This is a genomic window from Bradyrhizobium sp. USDA 4354 (assembly GCF_054060315.1).
On record NZ_JBSSDC010000001.1, the window covers coordinates 5,250,984 to 5,272,269 of the forward strand.

Annotated in this window: 13 protein-coding genes, 1 pseudogene and 1 riboswitch; of the genes and pseudogenes, 11 read left to right on the forward strand and 3 right to left on the reverse strand. The window is 64.9% G+C overall.

Annotated elements, in window-relative coordinates:
• Positions 1-7: 7 nt before the first annotated feature.
• Complete coding sequence (locus ACVIIV_RS24310; protein ID WP_456746399.1) at positions 8-2,197, reverse strand: lytic transglycosylase domain-containing protein; 2,190 nt, start codon at positions 2,195-2,197, stop codon at positions 8-10.
• 316 nt (positions 2,198-2,513) lie between these two features.
• On the opposite strand from ACVIIV_RS24310, the gene ACVIIV_RS24315 reads away from it, so the two are divergent.
• The 7 genes and pseudogenes from ACVIIV_RS24315 (at position 2,514) to ACVIIV_RS24345 (ending at position 12,809) form a co-directional block, all read left to right on the forward strand.
• Positions 2,514-4,250, forward strand: a complete 1,737-nt coding sequence (locus ACVIIV_RS24315) for an adenylate/guanylate cyclase domain-containing protein (RefSeq protein ID WP_456746400.1) — start codon at positions 2,514-2,516, stop codon at positions 4,248-4,250.
• A 123-nt stretch (positions 4,251-4,373) separates the two neighbouring features.
• Positions 4,374-4,550: a hypothetical protein gene (locus tag ACVIIV_RS24320; protein ID WP_167406608.1), complete on the forward strand. Its 177-nt coding sequence runs from the start codon at positions 4,374-4,376 to the stop codon at positions 4,548-4,550.
• A 568-nt stretch (positions 4,551-5,118) separates the two neighbouring features.
• Complete coding sequence (locus ACVIIV_RS24325) at positions 5,119-5,376, forward strand: hypothetical protein (protein ID WP_456746401.1); 258 nt, start codon at positions 5,119-5,121, stop codon at positions 5,374-5,376.
• Positions 5,377-5,479: 103 nt separating this feature from the next.
• Positions 5,480-5,693: riboswitch (cobalamin riboswitch) on the forward strand.
• 114 nt (positions 5,694-5,807) lie between these two features.
• Positions 5,808-8,041 (forward strand): annotated as a pseudogene (locus tag ACVIIV_RS24330) (TonB-dependent receptor).
• 73 nt (positions 8,042-8,114) lie between these two features.
• A complete protein-coding gene (locus ACVIIV_RS24335) occupies positions 8,115-8,690 on the forward strand; it encodes a hypothetical protein (RefSeq protein WP_456746402.1) in 576 nt (191 codons plus the stop codon).
• 1,583 nt (positions 8,691-10,273) lie between these two features.
• On the forward strand, positions 10,274-11,995 hold the full coding sequence (ilvD, locus tag ACVIIV_RS24340) for a dihydroxy-acid dehydratase (RefSeq protein ID WP_456746403.1): 1,722 nt from the start codon (positions 10,274-10,276) through the stop codon (positions 11,993-11,995).
• A complete protein-coding gene (locus tag ACVIIV_RS24345; protein WP_456746404.1) occupies positions 11,982-12,809 on the forward strand; it encodes a tetratricopeptide repeat protein in 828 nt (275 codons plus the stop codon). The genes ilvD and ACVIIV_RS24345 overlap by 14 nt, the downstream gene beginning before the upstream one ends.
• 15 nt (positions 12,810-12,824) lie before the next feature.
• Here the strand turns inward: ACVIIV_RS24345 and xth are convergent, their stop codons facing one another.
• The gene (gene xth / locus ACVIIV_RS24350) at positions 12,825-13,622 is read right to left on the reverse strand and encodes an exodeoxyribonuclease III (RefSeq protein ID WP_456746405.1); all 798 of its coding nucleotides are present in this window, start codon (positions 13,620-13,622) and stop codon (positions 12,825-12,827) included.
• Between the two features lie 134 nt (positions 13,623-13,756).
• Here xth and ACVIIV_RS24355 point away from each other — a divergent pair, with 134 nt between their 5' ends.
• A complete protein-coding gene (locus tag ACVIIV_RS24355) occupies positions 13,757-16,087 on the forward strand; it encodes an ATP-binding protein (protein ID WP_456746406.1) in 2,331 nt (776 codons plus the stop codon).
• Between the two features lie 4 nt (positions 16,088-16,091).
• Here ACVIIV_RS24355 and erpA read toward each other — a convergent pair whose 3' ends face one another.
• Positions 16,092-16,421 (reverse strand): iron-sulfur cluster insertion protein ErpA, encoded by a 330-nt coding sequence (gene erpA / locus ACVIIV_RS24360; protein WP_456746407.1) that lies wholly within the window; start codon positions 16,419-16,421, stop codon positions 16,092-16,094.
• A 110-nt stretch (positions 16,422-16,531) separates the two neighbouring features.
• Between erpA and ACVIIV_RS24365 the strand changes: the two genes are divergently transcribed.
• From ACVIIV_RS24365 to ACVIIV_RS24375, 3 genes are all read left to right on the forward strand, one after another.
• Positions 16,532-17,740 carry a deoxyguanosinetriphosphate triphosphohydrolase gene (locus ACVIIV_RS24365; protein WP_456746408.1) on the forward strand — a complete coding sequence of 403 codons (1,209 nt, stop codon included), beginning with the start codon at positions 16,532-16,534 and terminating at the stop codon, positions 17,738-17,740.
• A gap of 9 nt (positions 17,741-17,749) precedes the next feature.
• Positions 17,750-19,540 (forward strand): arginine--tRNA ligase, encoded by a 1,791-nt coding sequence (argS, locus tag ACVIIV_RS24370; protein ID WP_456746409.1) that lies wholly within the window; start codon positions 17,750-17,752, stop codon positions 19,538-19,540.
• 140 nt (positions 19,541-19,680) lie between these two features.
• Complete coding sequence (locus ACVIIV_RS24375; RefSeq protein ID WP_456746410.1) at positions 19,681-21,258, forward strand: SPOR domain-containing protein; 1,578 nt, start codon at positions 19,681-19,683, stop codon at positions 21,256-21,258.
• Positions 21,259-21,286: the final 28 nt, after the last annotated feature.

Genomic DNA, 21,286 nt, shown 5'->3' on the forward strand with positions numbered 1-21,286 from the left:
GCGTCGACTAGGGAACGGGTGCTGCGGCCGCCACGGGTGCCGTTGCACCGGCTTCGTGCGTGACCACGCGCTGGTCGCTTTTACCGGCGACCATGCCGCTGCCCTCGAACCTTGCGCGGTAGACCAGCACGTTCTCGATCACGCGCTGGACGTAGTTGCGGGTCTCCGACAGCGGAATGCGCTCGACCCAGTCGACCGGATCGACATTGGGATTCCTGGGATCGCCGCGCGCCTGCACCCATTCGCGCACGCGGCCGCGGCCGGCATTGTAGCCGGCGAAAGTCATGATCTGGTTGCCGCGGTATTCCGACAAGAGCGCACTGAGCTCGGCCGCGCCCATCTGCGTGTTGTAGACGGGATCGGAGACCATCTTGTCCCAGTCGTAAGTCAGGCCGAAGCGTTTGGCGGTGTCGCGGCCGGCTTCCGGCGTCACCTGCATCAGCCCGACCGCGTTGGCCGGCGACTTGTCGCGCTGGTCGAACGAGCTTTCGGTGCGCGCCACCGAATAGATCACGCTGGTCTCGATCGCGGGCGCGACCTGCCTGTGCTCGGGAATGCCGATGGTGGGGAAGGCGTAATGGTCGAGCGCGAGCCCGCGCGCCAGCGCCGTCTTGCCGATCTCCAGCATCACGCGCGCATCGTTGCGCCGGCCGGCGAGCTCGCCGAGCGCTTCGAGCGCCGCGACGTCGGTGCTCTCCTTGGCGAAATCCTCAGCGTAATAGAACACCATGTCGCGCTCGCCGATGCCGTAGAGCATGTCGGCCGCGCGCACGCGCTCGTCCGCTAGCTGCGTGTCGGCCGAGGCCAGCACAGGCGAGGGCGGGCGCAGCTCGATCCGGTCGAGGCCGAGCTTTGCGCGGGCGAGCTGGCCGTAATAGGCGGTCTGATAGCGTGCCGCCGCCCGATAGCTCATGCTCGCATCGGCCGTTGCGCCCATGGCTTCGGCGGCGCGGCCGCGCCAGTAATGGGCCCGCGACAGCGCGATCGGATTGGCCGAGCCTTCGTCGATCGCGGCGAAGTGCATCATCGCCGTCTTGGGGTCGTCGAGAAAGCGCAGCGCGATCCAGCCGCACATGAAGTGGTAGTCGACGCGATAGACTTCTTTTTCCGGCACCGCGGCCGTGCGCACCACATCATAGGCCGTCCTGGACTTGCCCTGGTCGAGCAGCTTGCGCGCGAGCAGGCGACGCTCGCGCCACCAGGCATCGGTGTCCTGGGCGGCCATGGTGTCGGGTGCGGCAGCGAGGATCACCTCGGCAGCGTCGTCGATGCGGTCCTTCTGGAGATGCCATTGCGCGCGGCACAGCACGTAGCCGAGGTCGCGGCGCGCGTCGGCGGAGACGTCATCGAGATAGTCCTTGGCCTTGCTCGCCTTGCCGGTGACCGCGGCGCAGGCCTTGACGATCGCGACCGCATCCTCGCCGAGCCTCCTGGCCGCGCGTCTTGCGCCGGCATAGTCCTTGGCGCCGAGGCGCTTGTCCATGCGGGCCCGATGATCGTCCGCCGTAAGGAGATCACGGAACGCCTCGTAAGCGTCCTCCTCACTGCGCTCGGACAATTCCTCTGTGCGCCAGGCTTCGCGCACGAGCCGCGCAGCCCTGTCGGCCTCGCCTTCAGTGAGCAGCACGCGGGCGAGCGCGAACTTGCCCTTGGCGCTGGTCGGCCGGTCCATGGTGAATTTGTGCACCGTGGCCGCCTCGCTCTTCTCCTGCCATAGCCGCGCCTCCGCGCGCCGGCGCAACAGCGCGCTGCTCGGCCAGTGCGGATTGGCAGCGAGGAAGGCGGCGTAGCGCTTGAAATTCGCAGTGCTCTCGGAATGGCGCAGCATGAACCAGTCGGCGAGCTTCTGTCCGGCGGGGTCAGCGATGCGGTCGCGCGCCGCGCCCGCGTCATCGGTCTTGCCCTTGCGCGCGAGATCGATGGCGTCCTTCAGCGCGGCGAGATCGCCGGTCAGCGGCGGCGGTGCCGGCTTGTCCGCGGGCTCGTCGATCGTCTTTTTCGACTTGCGCCTGGCCTCGGCGTGCTTGCCGTGTCGCGTTTTGCCGGCGGAGGCATGGCGGTGCTTGCCGGCTTTCGCCTCATGCGTCTTCTTCGGCGCGGACGATTTGTGGCTGCTCTTCGCCGCCAGCTCGGTGGGAAGGAAGGCAATTGCGGCCACGGCAACGACACACGCGAGCGAGCGTAGGCACTGGTTCATTGGATGGTCCCCCTGCGAAACCACTACAAACCAAGGTCCGCGACGACATGCGGCTTGCGAATCAAAGCATCGAACGATGCATCGGCATCGTGTCGCATCCTCAAGCTGTCGCAACAATGCGGCAAAATACGGATTGGAACTCGGGAACTTCCAAAATGGCGGAAGGTAGCGTCTTTAATCTTTGTTAACGATTGGGGCCCGCGCGACGGGTGTGCACGGTTCAGGACGTCAGAGCGGCCAGATTGCGCGTGTTCCCACAGCTGAATCCGTGTATGAGTTCCCTCGCTAAATCCTTTCAGACTTTGCCTCCGGACCTATGCCGATTTTCAACCAGTCGATCCGGCGCAAGATCGTCGGCATCGCCCTCGGATTGATCGTCCTGATGCTGGTCACCTCGATCCTGTCGATGGTGATGTCGAGCCAGGTCGGCATCCTCCTGGACGAGCTCACCAACCGTTACATCCCGGCCTATAGCCATCTGGCGCGTGCCAACATCCGTTCGCTGGAGCGGGGACTGGCGTTGCGGCGGATGGTCATGACCAGGATGGAGGCGCCGTCCGACCAGGAGACCTATACGGCGCGCCTTCGCGACTTCGAGGCATCGGACCGCAAGATCGAGGATGAGGCCGAGGCCGCGCGCAAGCTGATCAACGCGATCATCGACGATCCCAGGACGTATTCCGACAATGCCGCACTGGGGCGGATCGATAGCCGGATCGAGACCGCCGTCAGCGAGCTGCGCCGTGACCTGAGCGAGGGCCATGAGAAGCTGCTCAAGCAGGTCGAGGCGAAGCAGATGTCAGAGGCCCGCGGCACGCTGGAGCACATCGACGTAGTGCGCAATCAGTTCAACCGGAAGATCGATACGATTCGCGCCGACATGCTGACGCAGGTCTTCTTCTCGACGGCGCAGGTCATCAGCCGCCAGCATCAGGCGATCATCATCTCGGGCATCGTGACCTTGCTCGCAGCGATCGTCGGATTTGCCTTTGCGCTGCTGGTGAGTAGCGGGATCACGCGCCCGGTACGGCTGCTGCTGGCCGGCACCCGCGAGGTCGAGGCGGGCCGGTTCGACAAGCCCATCACCGTCTCCACGCAGGATGAAATCGGCGAGCTTGCCGCGGCCTTCAACCGCATGATCGAGCAGTTGCGCCGCAACGAGCGTATCCGCGAGACGTTCGGTCGCTACATCGACCCGAAGGTTGTGCAGGGCCTGATCGAACGGCCGGAGGTCGGCATCGACGGTGAGCGCCGGGTGATGACCATCATGTTCTGCGACATGAGCGGCTTCACCTCGATGAGCGAGGGCATGACCCCGCGCGGCCTCGTCAAGGTGATGAACCACTATTTCACCGTGATGTCCGTTCCCATCAGAAGCAATCGCGGCGTCATCGACAAATATATCGGCGACGCCATCATGTCCTATTGGGGGCCGCCCTTCATCGAGGGGGACGAGCCGGCGCTGCTCGCCGGCCTTGCCGCCATCGAGATGGCCGACCAGGTGCCCGCGCTGCAGAAGCAGCTGCCCGATCTGCTCGGCATCCGCGCCATGCCGGCGCCGTGCGACCTGCGCATCGGCATTGCCACCGGCGAGGTCCTGACCGGCAGCATCGGTTCCGAGCTGATGATGAGCTTTACCGTGATGGGCGACGCCGTGAATCTCGCCTCGCGGCTCGAGGCCGTCAACAAGGTCTACGGCACCCGCATCCTGATCTCGCAGCCGACTGCGGATGCAATTGGATCGCGCCTCGAATTGCGCGAGATCGATCGTCTGGCGGTTGCGGGGCAAAGCGCGCCGCAGGCGATCTTCGAGGTGATGGCGAGACCAGGCGCACTCACCGATGCACAAGTGAGCCTGCGCACGCACTATGCCGAAGGTCTCGCCGCCTATCGCGCCCGGCGCTTCGACGAGGCCCGTGCAGCCTTCAACGCGGCGCTCGAGGCGGTGCCTGGCGACGGCCCCTCGCGCGCGATGCTCGGGCGCATCACCCAGTTCGCGCCCCATCCGCCGGATGCCAATTGGGATGGCGCCTGGCGGCTGGAGCAGAAATAGCCGTGGCTGCGGTCCGGTATGCCGGACCGAGAAAAAACGATGCTACTCCATAACGATGTTCGCCGTGACCTATTTCCCGGGCCTAGGTTTGACGTCCCTGAGGCGTCTAATGGGGACACGCCGATGACACATCTCGAGGACAGGCTCGAACGGTTCGAGACGCTCACCGCCGAATGCGAGCTGATTGCCAAGCTCGCCACCGACAGCACCAAGCGCGAGTTCTATTTGAGGCTCGCCGAGCAGTACCGCCAGCTGGCGGCAGATATGCGGCATGCGATCGCGACCAGGGCTGCGGCCTGAGCCGTCTGCAATCCGTTCTTAACGTTTGGCGCGCATCCTAGAAGCATGCGGGCGTCGTCTGATCGGCGATGGCTCGTGGTGGGAAGGCCGGGGTTCGTTGCAATGCAGCGTGCCTCGCGAGTGTCATTTGCCATGCCTGACAGGGCAATCCCATGCGCCTCGTTGGAGTGATCATATTCGCGCTCATGACGGCGGCCTGTGATCAGCAGGACATCACCGGCTCGACGACGCCAGTCTGTCCGATGCGAAACTACAGCTACAATCCACGCGACATGAACCAGTGTGTCAACGCCTGCAAAGCGTGCGACCGCGGCACAACCGTCACCTGCACGACCTCCTGCACCCTCAAGGGAGCTCGCTGAGCGGGGACCGCCTTCTGCCTTGCAGGGATCGCAACCGCGCGACGAGGTCGGTGAGGTCGCAACGCGATCGCCCACGAGACCTGACGGCTTGCGGATACCGGGAACCGATAGCGGCCCAGGGTCAAAGGCTGGCGGTGCTCCGGCACCGGAACGATTCACATGGATTAATCATTGAAGGGGGCGGGCGGGACGCGGAGTCCGATGGAATGGGTATGCTCGATCCCGGTCGATTTCTGGTGTCGTGCTCGCATTGCGATGCCTGGCCGATGGCGGCCAATGTGAAGCGGACGAGCTGGTCTGCGTCCCCGCACGAGGTCCGCTTCGTCTGCACGCGCTGCCGCCGCGAAGAGACCGCGATCGTCTCCGCCTCCGGCGAATTGACGCCCATCAAGCACGTCGATGTCCCGCCGCACGATGTCGCTGTCGCCTGGGCCCAGGCCCAACGTTTGCGAGGGCGGACCTGAGCGGCCGGCCGCCCTCCCATGGACCGGCATTGGCCGGTACGTCGATGCCAGCTTGCGGAGGTGACAACGGCCGCCGGTCGATTGACTCCCGGTCCGGACGACTCGTAGATTGAACGGTGACGGTTCTCCTTACGGAGATCAAAAGGGAACGTGGTGCGAGATTTCCCAACGCCGGGATCTTCTCAATGCCATGGCTGCCCCCGCAACTGTAAGCGGTGAATCTCTCGTCCTGTGCCACTGGGAATCTCGGTCCTGGGAAGGCGACGTAGAGGTAACGACCCGCGAGCCAGGAGACCTGCCGTCAGCCGTGGTCACACGCGAAGATGTCGGTCGGGGAGTACAGACATTAGCTTCACCGGAGCAATCGATCGCTCCGCCGTAAAGCCTCGTTCGCTGTGACGTGCCACTGACGTCATGCCGAGGTTATCATTGTGTCCCGTATTGTCACTGCCGCCAGGCGCTGCTGCGCCGGCATGGTTGCGGCCGTTTCCTTCCATTCGCTCGATCTCTCCATCGCCCGCGCACAGCAGGCCGTCGCCGAGCAGTTGCCGCCGGTCGAAGTGACCAAGCCTGACGATCAGAACCGTACGCGGGCCAGGGCGACCGGCGATGGCGACGCGGGGAGGCGCCGGGCGACGCCGAACGGAGCACCGAGCGGGACAGGCTCGTCCGGCTCCGGCAGCGAGGTGGTCGCCAACAATGGCGGCATCGTCGGCGCGGCCACGACCGTCATCACGGCGGCGGACATCGCGCATGCGCCCTCGCAGACGCTGGCCGAGATCATCGCGGTGCAGGTGCCGGGCGCCCAGATCACGACGTTCTATGGCGGCCAGATCGGTGCCAAGACCAATGTCGACCTGCGCGGCTTCGGCGCGTTCGCCACTGCCAACACCTTGGTGCTGGTCAACGGACGGCGGCTGAACGACATCGATATGGCGCAGGTGGATCTCTCCACCGTCCCGCTCAATTCGATCGAACGTATCGAGGTCACCCGCGGCAATTCCGGTGCTGTGCTCTATGGTGACAATGCGGTCGGCGGCGTGATCAACATCGTCACCAAAAACGGTGTCGGCGGCCCGCCCGCGACAGCGCGCATCGAGGCCGGCTTCGGCTCGTTCAACACCAGGCTGGGTAACGTCTCGACCTTGCTCAATTCCGGTCCATGGTCGACCTCGTTCTACGGCAATGCCGTCAGGACCGATGGCTATCGCGACAACAATCGATACTCCCAGGCGAACGGCGTCGGCAATCTGAACTATACGACGCCGGGCCTGACTGCTTTCCTGACCGTCACCGGTGACAATCAGGAGTTGCGACTGCCGGGCGGCCGCACGGTCGATCCGTCGATCGGCGTCGACGAGCTCGCGACCAGCCGGCGCGGGACCAGCACGCCTTTCAATTACGCCAACCAGCAGGGTTTCAGCGCGACGGCGGGCTTCACCAAGACCCTGGTCAACGGCGTCGATCTCATCGTCGACGGCGGCCTGCGCGACAAGAAACAGCAGAGCGCGTTCTTCTCGAGCCCGACGCCGGTTCCGGCTTTCTTCACGTCGACCTATGTCGAGGCCGATCTGACGACATGGTCGATCACGCCGCGCCTCAGCGTGAAGAGCCTTCTGCTCGGGATGCCGTCGCAGCTCTTGACCGGCATCGACTATTACGATGCGGGCTTTCAGCAGAACCGCGGCGCCGGCCAGGGCCTCGCCCCCTGGCACAATTACGACCTCAGGCAGCGGACGGTGGCGGGCTATGTCCAGCACACGCTGGGTGTCGCGCCGACGACCGACATCTCCTACGGCGCACGGGTGCAGAACGTCAATCTCTCGGCCCGGGACAATTTTGATCCGGCGGCTCCGTTCAATGCCGACATCGGTGCGCTTCCGCTGAGAAGCGATGAGACTCAATTTGCGCTGCACCTCGGTGCCGAGCATCGTCTCAGCGATAGCGTCGCGCTGTTCGGCCGGGTGGCGCGCGCCTTCCGCACGCCTGACGTCGACGAGCGGGTGTCGTCAGGCCCTTCATTCGACCCGTTGTTCAATCCGCTTCCGCAGACGTTTCAGCTCAAGACCCAGACCTCGCAGGACATCGAGGGCGGGCTGCGCATCAGAGGGGGGGGGGCGGACTGCAGATGCAAAGCAGTCTCTATCTGATGGACCTCGCCAGCGAGATCCATTTCAATCCGATCCTGTTCTACAACACCAATCTCGATCCGACCCGCCGTTACGGCTCGGAGACCAGTGTCGCCTATCGCATCAACGATGCACTGCTGGTGCGTTCCGGCATGGCCTATACCCGGGCTGTCTTCCGCGAAGGCATCTGGGCGGGCAACGACGTGCCGCTGGTGTCGCGCTACACCGCGAGTGCGGGCCTCACCTGGAACATCTGGCAGAACTATCTGGTGTTTGATGCCACCGCGCGTTTCTGGAGCGAGCGTCGCATGGACAATGACCAGGCCGGAACCCAGAGGCCTATCCCTGCGAATGGCACGATCGACGTCAAGCTCAGCGGTCAATATGAGCGGTACTTCTGGTCGTTCAGCGTCAACAATCTGCTAAACGCGCTCTACTACGACTATGCCATCGCAAGCACCTTCACGGATGGACGCTTCAGCGCCTATCCGCTGCCCGGTCGCACCTATCTGCTCAAGGCCGGCGCCAAATTCTGATCGAGGCTTTGACGTCAACAGGGCTGTCACTCGACCCCAAATGAACTAGAATTCGAAAAGAAGGAGATCACCTATGGCTCTCAGCATCCTGCCGTCTCATGCCGACGGTTTCCGGCTTCATCCGGTGGCGCCGCGCCTTGCACCGATGTTCTGCTTTGTGCTGTTGACTGTGTCATGCGCGCTCGCAAGTCTTGCGTTCGCTTGTGCGACGCCGTTCGCGGCCTTCGCGGTTCTCGCGGCTGCGATGCTGCCGCTACGTCGGGCGCTGCTCGTCGTCACGGGAGCCTGGCTCGTGAACCAGAGCATCGGTTTCGGCGTGCTGCATTATCCCATCGATGGCAGGACCATCGCCTGGGGCTTTGTCATCGGCGCGGCCGCGCTCGCTGCGACCGCAGCGTCGTCGGCCGTGATCCGCATGCTGCCACGCACGCCGCTGGTTTTGGCGCTCACGCTCATCGCCGCCTATGCGGTCTATGAGATCGCGTTGCTGGCCGCAACGCCATTCCTCGGCGGGGAGGGCGCCTTCACCGCCGCCGTCGTCACGCGCATCGGGCTGACCAGTGCCGCCTGGCTCGCCGGCCTTGTCTCAGCCTGTGAGATCGTCCGCCTGGTCGATCCGTTCGGGCGCAAGAGCGCGGTGTCGGCCTGAGCGGCCTCTCGTCGTCTCGTAGCCCGGATGGAGCGCCAGCGTAATCCGGGACGGCTCGCCCGGCATCAACGGTGCAGTCCAGTTCTGTCACCGTCACCCTGAGGCGCTCGCCTCTTCGGCGAGCCTCGAAGGGCGACGGCCCGGCTGCATCGGGGCCGTTATCCTTCGAGGCTCTCCATGGGACGCGTTGCGTCCCATGTCTCGCACCTCAGGATGACGGAATTGGCGCGACGGAGCCTGTGTCGCCGGACTGTCAACCTGCCCGCGCAAAAATATTCCACTTTACCGAAATTCGGATTTGTCGTATGTATCGCCCCATCCCGGCTCATCTTGAGGGGCGATCATGAGGTCGTCTTTGTCGCGAGCCGGGCTTGCGGTGGACGCAGCAGCGTCGGGCGCGAGTGGCCAGGGGCAGGGCGGATTGCTCTCCGTGAGCTCTTAGGCATCGTGCGGGACGAACGGCGCTGTCAGGTTCGTCGTGCCAGTATTTCGGCGGCAACGTGCACAACGCTGTCGAACCCTGTGGCGCCAACGAACCGTGCGTACGGCAAAACCGTGTGGTCCTGGCCGTCGTTGCTACGGTCAAGCCCTTGCGAAGGCGGCAGCTGCGTCAACCGGCGCGGTGCCGGCGACTTTCGCAAGGACGAGGGAGGCCAGAAGGAACTCGGCTCCCGGGAGAGCGCGGCATAAGCCGTCCGACCATCGCGCAGGGAAGGCCGTGTGTTGGGCTTCACCTGTATGCTGCTGTGCGGTTTTCTGCGTGTGCCTTTTGCGCAGCGGACCGCGGGTGCCGCCGGCACCCGGCCTTCCCTGCGCCCTCTTGGACAAGAGGGCGGCGAGATCAAGCAAAGCTCGGGCAAATTCAGCCGCGAGGCTGCGAAGGTGCGTCTGCGATTCGAAACGCAAGAGAGGAGAGCGACGCTGCTGCCTCATACTCCGTCATTGCGAGCCCAGCGAAGCAATCCAGAATCCCACCGCGGAGAGACTCTGGATTGCTTCGCTGCGCTCGCAATGACGAGGAGGAGAGAGCGTGTACCACACGCTTCTCTCGTGCCCCGGACGCGGCGCAGCGTCACTTCGACGATGCGCTGCAGAGCCGGGGCCCATCTCTCCGCATGGGCCGTGCCGCCCTGGGTCCCGGCTCAGCGCCGCAACGCTCACCGCGTTGCAGCTTGTCCGGGACACGAGCCTGCGCAATTGAGCCGAAAAGGCGACGCTGTCCTTGGTGAGCGGAGCACCCCGACTCAGCCGTGTCATCGATACAAGTCCCGAAGTGATCTACCCAATACAAAATCTTAAGTTGCGGACATCGTTCTCCGCAAAGGTATCAGCGTAAATTCACCCGTGTCTTCCCGGTAACGATTGTGCTGTCCGTGCAACAGTCGGCCCGGATTTAACCCTCATCACCGGCGGTTCGCATCGCCGCCGCTTTTTGGCCACACCCGAACATGAATAAAATCGCTCTAATGTTGTTTTAAAGGGCAGCGGCGGTCTTCGAAGGCGACGAGAAAATCCCAAGGTCGATTCAAATCTTGGCTCTGATTTTTCGGGTCTGAAAGGGTTGGCCGCGGAAACTGGTTGCGATGGGCGCTAAGACCGACAAGCAGAGGCTGCCGAGCCGTCACGTGACGGAAGGCCCTGCGCGCGCGCCGCATCGCTCCTACTTCTACGCCATGGGTCTGACCACCGAGCAGATCCACCAGCCCTTCGTCGGCGTCGCCTCGTGCTGGAACGAGGCCGCTCCCTGCAACATCGCCCTGATGCGCCAGGCCCAGGCGGTGAAGAAGGGCGTGGCATCGGCCGGCGGCACGCCGCGCGAATTCTGCACCATCACCGTCACCGACGGCATCGCCATGGGCCATGACGGCATGCGCTCCTCGCTGCCGTCACGGGAATGCATCGCCGACTCGGTCGAGCTGACCGTGCGCGGCCACGCCTATGACGCGCTCGTCGGCCTTGCCGGCTGCGACAAGTCGCTGCCGGGCATGATGATGGCGATGGTCCGCCTCAACGTGCCCTCGATCTTCATCTACGGCGGCTCGATCCTGCCCGGCAACTTCCGCGGGCAGCAGGTCACCGTGCAGGACATGTTCGAGGCCGTCGGCAAGCACTCGGTCGGCGCCATGTCGGACGAGGATCTCGACGAGATCGAACGCGTGGCCTGCCCCTCCGCGGGTGCCTGCGGCGCGCAGTTCACCGCCAACACCATGGCGACCGTCTCCGAGGCCATCGGCCTCGCGCTGCCGTACTCGGCCGGTGCCCCGGCGCCTTACGAAATCCGCGACGCCTTCTGCATGACCGCGGGCGAGAAGGTGATGGACCTGATCGCCCAAAACATCCGGCCGCGCGACATCGTCACCCGCAAGGCGCTGGAGAATGCGGCTGCCGTGGTCGCGGCGTCCGGCGGCTCGACCAATGCTGCGCTGCACCTGCCGGCGATCGCGCACGAGGTCGGCATCAAGTTCGACCTGTTCGACGTCGCCGAAATCTTCAAAAAGACACCATATGTCGCGGATTTGAAGCCGGGCGGCCGTTATGTCGCCAAAGACATGTTTGAAGTAGGTGGCATACCGCTTCTGATGAAGACGCTGCTCGACAACGGCTTCCTGCACGGTGATTGCCTTACCGTCACGGGCCGCACGATCGCCGAAAACCTCAAGAGCGTGAAGTGGAATCCGCACCAGGACGTGGTGCACCCGGCAGACAAACCCATCACCGTCACGGGCGGTGTGGTCGGTCTGAAGGGCAATTTGGCGCCAGAAGGTGCGATCGTGAAAGTCGCGGGAATGTCCAACCTCAGGTTTACCGGTCCGGCCAGGTGCTTCGACCGTGAGGAGGATGCTTTCGAGGCGGTCCAGAACCGCACCTACCGCGAAGGCGAAGTCATCGTGATCCGCTACGAGGGGCCGAAGGGCGGCCCCGGCATGCGGGAAATGCTCCAGACCACAGCGGCGCTGACCGGCCAGGGCATGGGCGGCAAGATCGCGCTCATCACCGACGGCCGCTTCTCCGGCGCCACCCGCGGCTTCTGCATCGGCCATGTCGGGCCGGAGGCGGCGGTCGGCGGCCCGATTGGGCTGCTCGAGGACGGCGACATCATCGAGATCGACGCGGTCGCCGGTACCCTTAACGTAAAATTGAGCGACGCCGAGCTCGCCCAGCGCAAAACCAAATGGAGCGCCCGCGCGACCAATCATACGTCGGGTGCGCTCTGGAAATATGCTCAGCAGGTTGGACCAGCGGTCGGGGGGGCAGTGACCCATCCGGGCGGCGCGCACGAGAAACAGTGCTATGCGGACATCTAAGCGTGCCATAGTTGCGTTTGTGTTGGGGGCGGCTGCGCTGGCCGCGCCGGCGCTTGCCTTCGACGGCGCCCCGGTCAACCCGAAGGACGCGACCATCCCGGTCGTGACCACCTTGCCGGGGGCCGCGGCGACCGTGCGCGGCAAGGTCGCGCCGGCGGCTGTGCCTCAGGAAACCTCGCTCAGTGCGCTGCAATATGCCGCCGAAGGTGGCCACCCCATCGCGCAGTGGAAGCTCGGCCGCATGTACGCCAATGGCGACGGCGTCGCCCAGGACGATTTGCGTGCCTTCGAATATTTCAGCCGGATCGCCAACGCGCATGCCGAGGACAGCCCGTCGGCGCCCCAGGCGCAGATCGTGGCCAACGCCTTCGTCGCGCTCGGCCGCTACTATCTGGCCGGCATTCCGAATTCGAAGATCAAGGCCGATCCGGACCGTGCGCGGGAGATGTTCTCCTATGCCGCATCCTATTTCGGCAACGCGGACGCGCAGTACGACCTCGCTCGCCTGTACCTGAAGACACCGGACGCCTCGCGCGAGGACTTCCGCTACGGTGCGCGCTGGCTCGGCCTCGCCGCCCAGAAGGGCCAGCACCAGGCTCAGGCGCTGCTCGGCCAGATGCTGTTCAACGGCGATCGCCTGCCGCGGCAGGCCGCGCGCGGTCTGATGTGGCTGACCCTGGCGCGCGACAGCGCCGGCGCCGACGAGGTCTGGATCAAGGAAAGCTACAACCGCGCCTTCGCCAAGGCCTCCGACGACGACCGCGCCATGTGCCTGCAAATGCTGGAGCAGTGGGTGCAGGGCCGTCGGGAGTGATCGGCTGAGGCGGCTTCAGGCCGCCTCGAGATCCAGATCCGCCCACACCGGCACGTGGTCCGAGGGCTTCTCCCAGCCGCGCACATAGCTGTCGATCCCGACATTGGCGAGCTTGTCACTGGCCTGTGGCGACAGCAGGAGATGGTCGATGCGCAGGCCCTGGTTCTTCTGCCAGGCGCCGGCCTGGTAATCCCAGAAGGTGTAGAGGCCCGGCTCGTCGGTCACCGCCCGCAAGGCATCGGTGAGTCCGAGGCCGAGCAGGGACTGAAAGCTCTCCCGCGTCTCGGTCTTGAACAGGGCGTCCTCGGTCCAGGCGGCCGGATTGTGCACGTCGCGGGCATGCGGGATGACGTTGAAGTCGCCTGCGAGGATCAGCGGCTCCTCGGCCTTGAGGCGCTCTTTCGAATACTCAAGAAGCCGCGACATCCATTTGAGCTTGTAGGGATATTTGTCGGTCCCGACCGGATTGCCATTGGGCAGGTAAAGGCAGGCGATGCGCAGCACGCCAGACTTGAGCGTCACTACGCCCTCGAGGAAGCGGGCATGGGCATCCTCGTCGTCGCCGGCGAGCCCCGACTTGGTCTCGTCGAAGCGGAGCTTCGAGAGCAGGGCGACGCCGTTGAACGTCTTCTGCCCGTGGGTCACCACGTTGTAGCCCAGCGCCTCGATCTCCAGCCGCGGAAAGGCCTCGTCGATGCATTTGATCTCCTGCAGGCAGACGATGTCGGGCTGGCACTCCCTCAGCCAGGTCAGGAGCAGATCGATCCGCTGCCGGACCGAGTTCACGTTCCAGGTGGCTACTCTGATGGGCATGTCGGCGGGCTCCGGGCAGGGGCCATGGTTAGAACAAACTGCAAACGTGCCCGTCAAGGACGCCGCAAAATCTCCCACAAAATTAACCCGGTCTAAGCAGGCGGCGGGCCATTGATCGTCAAAAGGTTCCACGGATGGGTTGGCCGGACAAGTCGATGAAGCGAACTCAACCGCGTGACGGCCTGATCGGCGCGTTCCTGTATTGGCTCGGCGGCTTCGAGATCGAGGATGGCCTGACTGCCGATCTCAGCGAGCGCGAGATCCGCCGCATCCGCGCCAAGCAGATCGATGCCGTGACCCGGCTGATCCCGGTGACGATGGCGGTGATGATCCTGAACGTCGCCATCGTGCTGATCCTGTTCTGGGGCAGGGGCTGGAACGACTTCCTCGCGATCTGGGGCCTGACACTGGCGGCCACCGCCTCGCTCGCGGTGCGCGCGTGGCAGCAGTCGCATCAGAACCCGCCGCAAGAGGCCTCGCCCCGCGCGGCGCGGCAGATGCTGCGGCAGGCGTTTTTCCTTGCCGCGATCTGGAGCACGCTGCCGCTCGCCTTGTTCAGCCGCATCGAGCCGACCGGCCAGCTCATCCTGGCCTGCCTGATGGTCGGCATGATGTCGGGCGGCGCCTTCACGCTCTCGACCTTCCCGCGTGCGGGACTCGTCTATCTCGCCACCATGACGATCGCCTGCGCCGGCGCGCTGCTCTTGTGCGGCACCGGACCGTATCTCGTGACCGCGGTGTTCCTGCTGCTGTTCGCGTTTTTCATGGCGCGCAACATCGTCTCCCAGGGCAATCTGTTCCTCGGCAATCTCAAGGCCCAGCTCGAGCTCGAGCGCCAGACCGAGATCATCTCGCTGCTACTGAAAGACTTTCAGGAGAACGCCAGCGACTGGCTGTGGCAGACCGATGCCGAGGGGCATCTGGTCGACGTGCCCCAACGCTTCGCGGACGTCGCGCAACTGCCGCTTCCGCTGCTGAAGGGATCGCAGTTCGCCGACGTGCTCGACATGCTGTGCCCCGAGGACAAGAGCGCAGCCTACAACATCGTCGGCCTGATGGAGCAGGCCGAGCCGCTGCATGAGATGAATCTCAAGGTCGTCGCCGGCGGCGAGGCGCGGCTGTGGTCGCTGACGGCGAAGCCGGCCTATGATCGTGACGGTCACTTCCTCGGCTATCGCGGCTTCGGGCGCGACGTGACCGAACGTTGGCGCGCGGAAAAGGCCGAGGCCGAGAGCCGCGCCAAGTCGGACTTCCTGGCGGTGATGAGTCACGAGATCCGCACGCCGATGAACGGCGTGCTCGGGCTTGCCAGCATGCTGCTCGAAACCAAGCTTGATCCGGAGCAGCGCGAAGCCGTCACCACGATCCGCGAGTCCGGCGACAATCTCCAGCGCATCCTCAACGACATTCTCGACCTATCCAAGCTCGAGGCTGGCCGCTTCCAGTTCGAGGTGATCGACTTCGCCCCGCAGGCGCTGGTCGAGACGGTTGCGACCGTGGTGCGGGCGAGTGCCAAGGGCAAGGAGCTCGCGGTCAAGCTCGAGCTCGATCCGAACCTGCCGCCGACGCTGCGCGGCGACGTCGCGCGCATTCGCCAGGTGCTGCTCAACCTCGCGTCCAATGCGGTGAAGTTCACCGACGAAGGCGAGGTGACGATATCAGTCGTTTGCCAGGCGCGCCGCGATCTGCTGGCGACCGTCGAATGGTCGGTGACCGACAGCGGCATCGGCATTGCGCCCGAGAAGCTTGGCCTGCTGTTCAGCGACTTCGCCCAGGCCGATGCTTCGATCAGCCGCCGCTTCGGCGGCACTGGCCTCGGCCTTGCGATCAGCAGGCGCATCATCGAGCAGATGGGCGGCACCATCGGCGTCACCTCGACCCCGGGCGAGGGCTCGACCTTCCGCTTCACCCTGGTGCTGCCCTGGAGCCAGGCACAGGTGTCCGATCAGTTGGCCGGCCACGACGAGGCCGACGAGCTCAAGGCCCGTATCGCCGGCCTCGACCGGCCGCTGAAGGTGCTGATCGCGGAGGACGATGCGGTCAACCGCATGGTCGTGAGCAAGATGTTGGGGGCCTTCGACGTTGAGCTGCGCGTCGTCACCGACGGCGCCGAAGCCGTCGCGGCGGCCTCCGAAGGCAACTACGATGTGGTGCTGATGGACGTGCGTATGCCCGACATGGACGGGCTTGCCGCCACCCGCGCGATCCGCGCGCAAGGCGGGTGCTTCGAAACCCTGCCGATCATCGCGCTCACAGCCAATGCCTTCCCCGAGGACATCAAGATCTGCCGCGAAGCGGGCATGTCGGACTTTCTCGCCAAGCCGCTGCGCAAGCCGGCGCTGATCGCGGCACTCTTGCGCGCGCTGGACGGCCACCTCATGTCGGAGGACGCGCCGCTCCAGCCGGAGCTGATGCCGGGCGACGTGGAGTGGACCGACGAGGAAAGGCAGATAACGGGCGCCTAGCCGGTCAGACCGAGAAGCTGGTGCCGCAGCCACAGGACGCGGTCGCGTTGGGATTGTTGACGCGGAACGAGGCGCCGATCAGATCGTCGACGAAATCAACCTGCGAGCCCGCAAGGAACGGCTGCGAGGCGGAGTCGACCAGCACCACTGCGTTCTCCTGCTCGATCACGAGATCGTCGTCGGTGCGGGCACGGTCAATGTCGAACTTGTACTGGAAGCCGGAGCAGCCGCCGCCTTCGACGGAGATGCGCAGCATCGCGCCAGTACCTTCGCCCTTGAGGATCTCCCCAATCCGGCGTGCGGCCCGGTCGCTGATGGTCACGGCAGTCGTCATCACTGGTCTCCGATAGTCCCGCAGTCATACCCAATTCATTTGGTATCCCGCGCCTGACATAGTTAAGTGCCACCATACGCAGAATCAAATGGATAGGGACTAAATTCGCCGTGTCCGTCGGAATGGCAGCCCCCCGCGCGCCCTATGCCTGCGACCCCGATCGCAGCCGCGGCCGGCTGGTCGCCGAGCCCCCGAGCCGGACCCGCAGCCCGTTCCGGCGGGATTGCGACCGGGTGATCCATTCCACCGCGTTCCGCCGGTTGAAGTACAAGACCCAGGTGTTCGTGTTCCACGAGGGCGACCACTACCGCACCCGGCTGACCCATTCGCTGGAGGTGGCGCAGATCGCCCGTGCGCTGGCCCGGCAGCTCGGGCTGGACGAGGACCTCACCGAAACGCTGGCGCTCGCCCACGATCTCGGCCATCCCCCGTTCGGGCATGCCGGCGAGCGGGCGTTGGACGCCTGCCTGAAGGAATTTGGCGGCTTCGACCACAATGCCCAGACGCTCCGCGTCGTGGCTTCGCTCGAGCACCGCTATCCGGAGTTCGACGGGCTCAATCTGACCTGGGAATCGCTGGAGGGCATCGTCAAGCACAACGGTCCGCTCACTGACCGCAGCGGCGCCCCCGTCGGGCGCTATCGCGAGCACGGCGTTCCCGTCGGGATCGCCGACTACGTCAAGACCTATGACCTCGAATTGTGGAGCTTTGCCTCGCTGGAGGCGCAGGTCGCCGCGATCGCCGACGACATCGCCTATGACGCCCACGACATCGATGACGGCCTGCGCGCCGGCCTGTTCCAGCTCGACGATCTCAAGGCGATGCCGCTGACCGCGGAGATCATCGCCGAGACTGCGGCGCATTATCCCGATCTCGAAGACGTCCGGCGCGGCGCCGAGCTGGTGCGCGAGCTGATCTCGCATCTGATCGGTGCGGTGTTTGCGGAGACGCAGAAGAACCTGGCTGCCGTCAAGCCGCAGTCGGCCCAGGACGTACGCCGGCAGAGCCGGGCGCTGATCGCTTTCCCCGCCGAGGTCGCGGAGGAAGAGGCGGCCATCAAGACCTTCTTGTACCAGCACATGTACCGCCACGAGCGGGTGATGCGAGTGATGGGGAGAGCTGAGCAGATCCTGTTCGACCTGTTCGCAAAATACCTGAAATCCCCTGGCGAGCTGCCGCCGGAATGGCTGCTGGGCGCAGAGGCGGACAATGAGGGCGACCGGGCACGCCGGATCGGCAATTTCATTGCCGGAATGACCGACCGTTTCGCCCTGACCGAGCACCAGCGGCTCTTTGACTCGACCCCGGATTTGCGTTAGGCGGCGGCCATGCCCGACACATCTTCATCCCTGCATCTGTTCGCCGACGTGCTCGCGCGCGTGCACGCCGCTTGCCGCGCGCTCGCTGCGGACGCCAATTGGCCGGAGGGCATCGATTTCTCGCGCGTGGTGGTCGAGCCGCCGCGCGATGCCTCCCATGGCGACATGGCGACCAACGCCGCGATGGTGCTGGCGAAAGAGGCAAAGGCAAAGCCGCGCGATCTCGCCGAGCAGATCGCCGAGCGGCTGCGCACGGATGCGTTGATCGCCAAGGTCGACGTCGCAGGTCCCGGCTTCATCAATCTGACGCTGAAACCGGCCGCCTGGGCCGAGGCGCTGCGGACCGTGCTGCGCGAGGGTCCCGATTACGGCCGCGTCCGCGGCGCCTCCAAGGTCAATGTCGAATACGTCTCGGCCAATCCGACCGGACCGATGCATGTCGGCCATTGCCGCGGCGCCGTGTTCGGCGACGCGCTGGCCAGCCTGCTCCAGTTCGCCGGCCACGACGTCACGCGCGAATATTACATCAACGACGCCGGTGCCCAGGTCGACGTGCTCGCGCGCTCGGCGTTCCTGAGATATCGCGAGGCGCTCGGCGAGGATATCGGCGCCATTCCGGAAGGGCTGTATCCCGGCGACTATCTGAAGCCGGTGGGGCAGGCGCTGGCGCAGGAGCACGGCGACAAGCTGCTCGCCAGAACCGAGGCTGAGTGGCTGCCGACCGTGCGCGCCAAGGCGATCGCGATGATGATGGACGAGATCAAGGACGATCTCGCCGCCCTCAACATCCGCCACGACGTGTTTTTCTCGGAGCGCTCGCTGATCGAGGGTGGCAACAACAAGGTTGCCGAGACCATCGACTTCCTGCGCGCCAAGGGCGACATCTACGAGGGCCGCCTGCCGCCGCCGAAGGGCGCGCCGGTCGAGGATTGGGAAGACCGCGAGCAACTGCTGTTCAAGGCGACGGCTTACGGCGACGACGTCGATCGCCCGCTGATCAAGTCGGACAATTCCTACACCTACTTCGCCTCCGATATCGCCTACCACAAGAACAAGTTCGACCGCGGCTTCGCCGAGATGATCGACGTCTGGGGCGCCGATCATGGCGGCTACATCAAGCGGATGCAGGCGGCGGTGAAGGCGACGACCTCGGGCAAGGGATCGCTCGACGTCAAGATCGTTCAGCTCGTGAAGCTGCTGCGCAATGGCGAGCCGGTCAAAATGTCGAAGCGGAGCGGGGACTTCGTGACCTTGCGTGAGGTGGTGGATGAGGTCGGTCAGGACGCCGTCCGCTTCATGATGCTGTACCGGAAGAACGACGCGGTGCTCGACTTCGACCTCGCCAAGGTCATGGAACAATCGCGCGACAACCCGGTGTTCTACGTTCAATATGGCCATGCCCGCGGCCACTCGATCTTCCGCAACGCGCGGGCCGAAGTGTTTCCGGAGCTGCCAGAGGATACCGGCAAACGCATTGCTTGGCTCGCTGAGTCGGCGGTGGAACGGCTGTCGGATCCCGTCGAGCTCGATCTTCTCAAGCGTCTCGCAATTTATCCGCGCATGCTGGAAGCCGCCGCCGCGGCCCATGAGCCGCACCGAATTGCCTTCTATCTCTATGACTTAGCGAGCGAATTTCACGCACTTTGGACGAAGGGGCGCGATTTGCCCTATTTACGCTTCATTATCAATAATGATGCAGATCTTACAAAGGCGCGATTGGCAATGGTCCAGGGCGTCGTCTCGGTCCTGGCATCGGGCCTCGCCATCCTCGGCGTCCATGCCCCGGACGAGATGCGGTAGTTTGGGGCGAACTACTTAAGGGGAATTCGGGGGTAACCGGCAGAAGCCGGATCGCTTAGACTTGGTTGAAAGCCTTGTGGGTCGAAAGCCGTGCCTTGGTCGAGGGGCGCGCGGCTTTCCCGAAGGGACGCATCATCACGATGGCCGAACGATATCAGGACAGACCGTTTCCTTCCGATGACTATGGTCGCGGTGACGATCAGCATGGGAAGGCGGAAAATGATCCCTTGGCCGAGCTCGCCCGTCTGATCGGACAGACCGATCCGTTCGCAGCGCAGGGGCGTTCGACTGCCCGCACGCCGGCAGGGCCCGCCCAGAGCTATCATGAAGACGATTACCGCCAGGACGATGATCGGCAGGACTATGCCGAGCAGGCGCTGCCGCCGCCCGGGCCGCCCTCATGGATGCGGCGCGCCAACGTGCAGCCGCAGCCGGCACCCGCGCCGGAGCCTGACTATCCCGTCTCGGTCAGCCCGGTTCATCCGTTGCATCGCTATTCAGCCAAGCCTGCCGTGCCCAATCCTGCCGTGCCCGAGCCTGATGTTCAGCAGCCGCAGGCCTATCAGGATCAAGGTTTTCAGGATCGGTCCTACCAGCAGCATGGCCAAGCTTATCAGGAGCAGGCCTATCAGGAGCCGTACACGCAGCCAGATCCGTCGCGCTACGACGATGCGCTTTACGGACGGCTGGAGGCGGGCGAGCAGGACTATCAGCGCGAACCGGCCTATCCGGACGACCCTTACGCGTACCAAAGCGACTATCCCGAGGCCGAAGTCGAGGAGCCGAAGAAGCAGCGCGGCGGCATGATGACGGTTGCGGCGATCCTGGCGCTTGCCGTGGTCGGCACCGGCGCGGCTTTCGCCTACAAGACCTATGTGGGCTCACCCCGCAGCGGCGAGCCGCCGATCATCAAGGCCGACAACACGCCGACCAAGATCGTGCCAGTGCCGACGGACTCCGCGGCCAAGGTGCCGGACCGTATGGTCAGCGGTGACGGCACTGAAAAGATCGTGCCGCGCGAGGAGGCGCCCGTCGACGTCAACGCCAAGACGGGTGGCCCACGCGTCGTGTTCCCGCCGCTGAACCAGAATGCGAACCCGCCATCGGTGGCCAGCGTATCGCCGTCTGCAGTGCCGCCGCCGAGCGCGGGTCCGAGCCCGAGCAACGGCACGCTGCCGAACAATTCACCGCGTCCGATCAGGACCGTGGCCGTGAAGGGCGACCAGACTGACAGCGCCGTGCCGCAATCGGCCGCTGCCAAGCCGACGCCCGCGGCGCCGAAGCCTGTTGCTGCGCCCGCCGCGCCGGCTGCACCAAACGCGCCGCGCAATCCGCCGACCTCGGCCAATGCCAGCGTCAATCAGCCGATGTCGTTGGCGCCGCAATCGGTTCCGGCGGCCGAGCCGCCGCAGCGGATGGCTGCCACCAACCCGACGCAAATCGCGCCCAGCAGTAGCGGCGGCGGTTACATCGTGCAGGTCTCCTCGCAGCAAAGTGAGGACAGCGCCGCCGCGTCCTACCGGGTGCTTCAGAGCAAGTACGGCAGCGTGCTCGGCTCCCGCTCGCCTGTGATCAAGCGGGTCGATCTGAGCGATAAGGGCAAGGGGATCGTCTACCGCGCCTTTGCAGGTCCCTACGCTTCGGCCGAGGAGGCGACGCAGGCTTGCAACAGCCTGAAGTCCGCAGGCCTGTCGGCCTGCTTCGTCCAGAGGAATTAACGGCCGTTTCCTTGACCCCCTCGCGGGG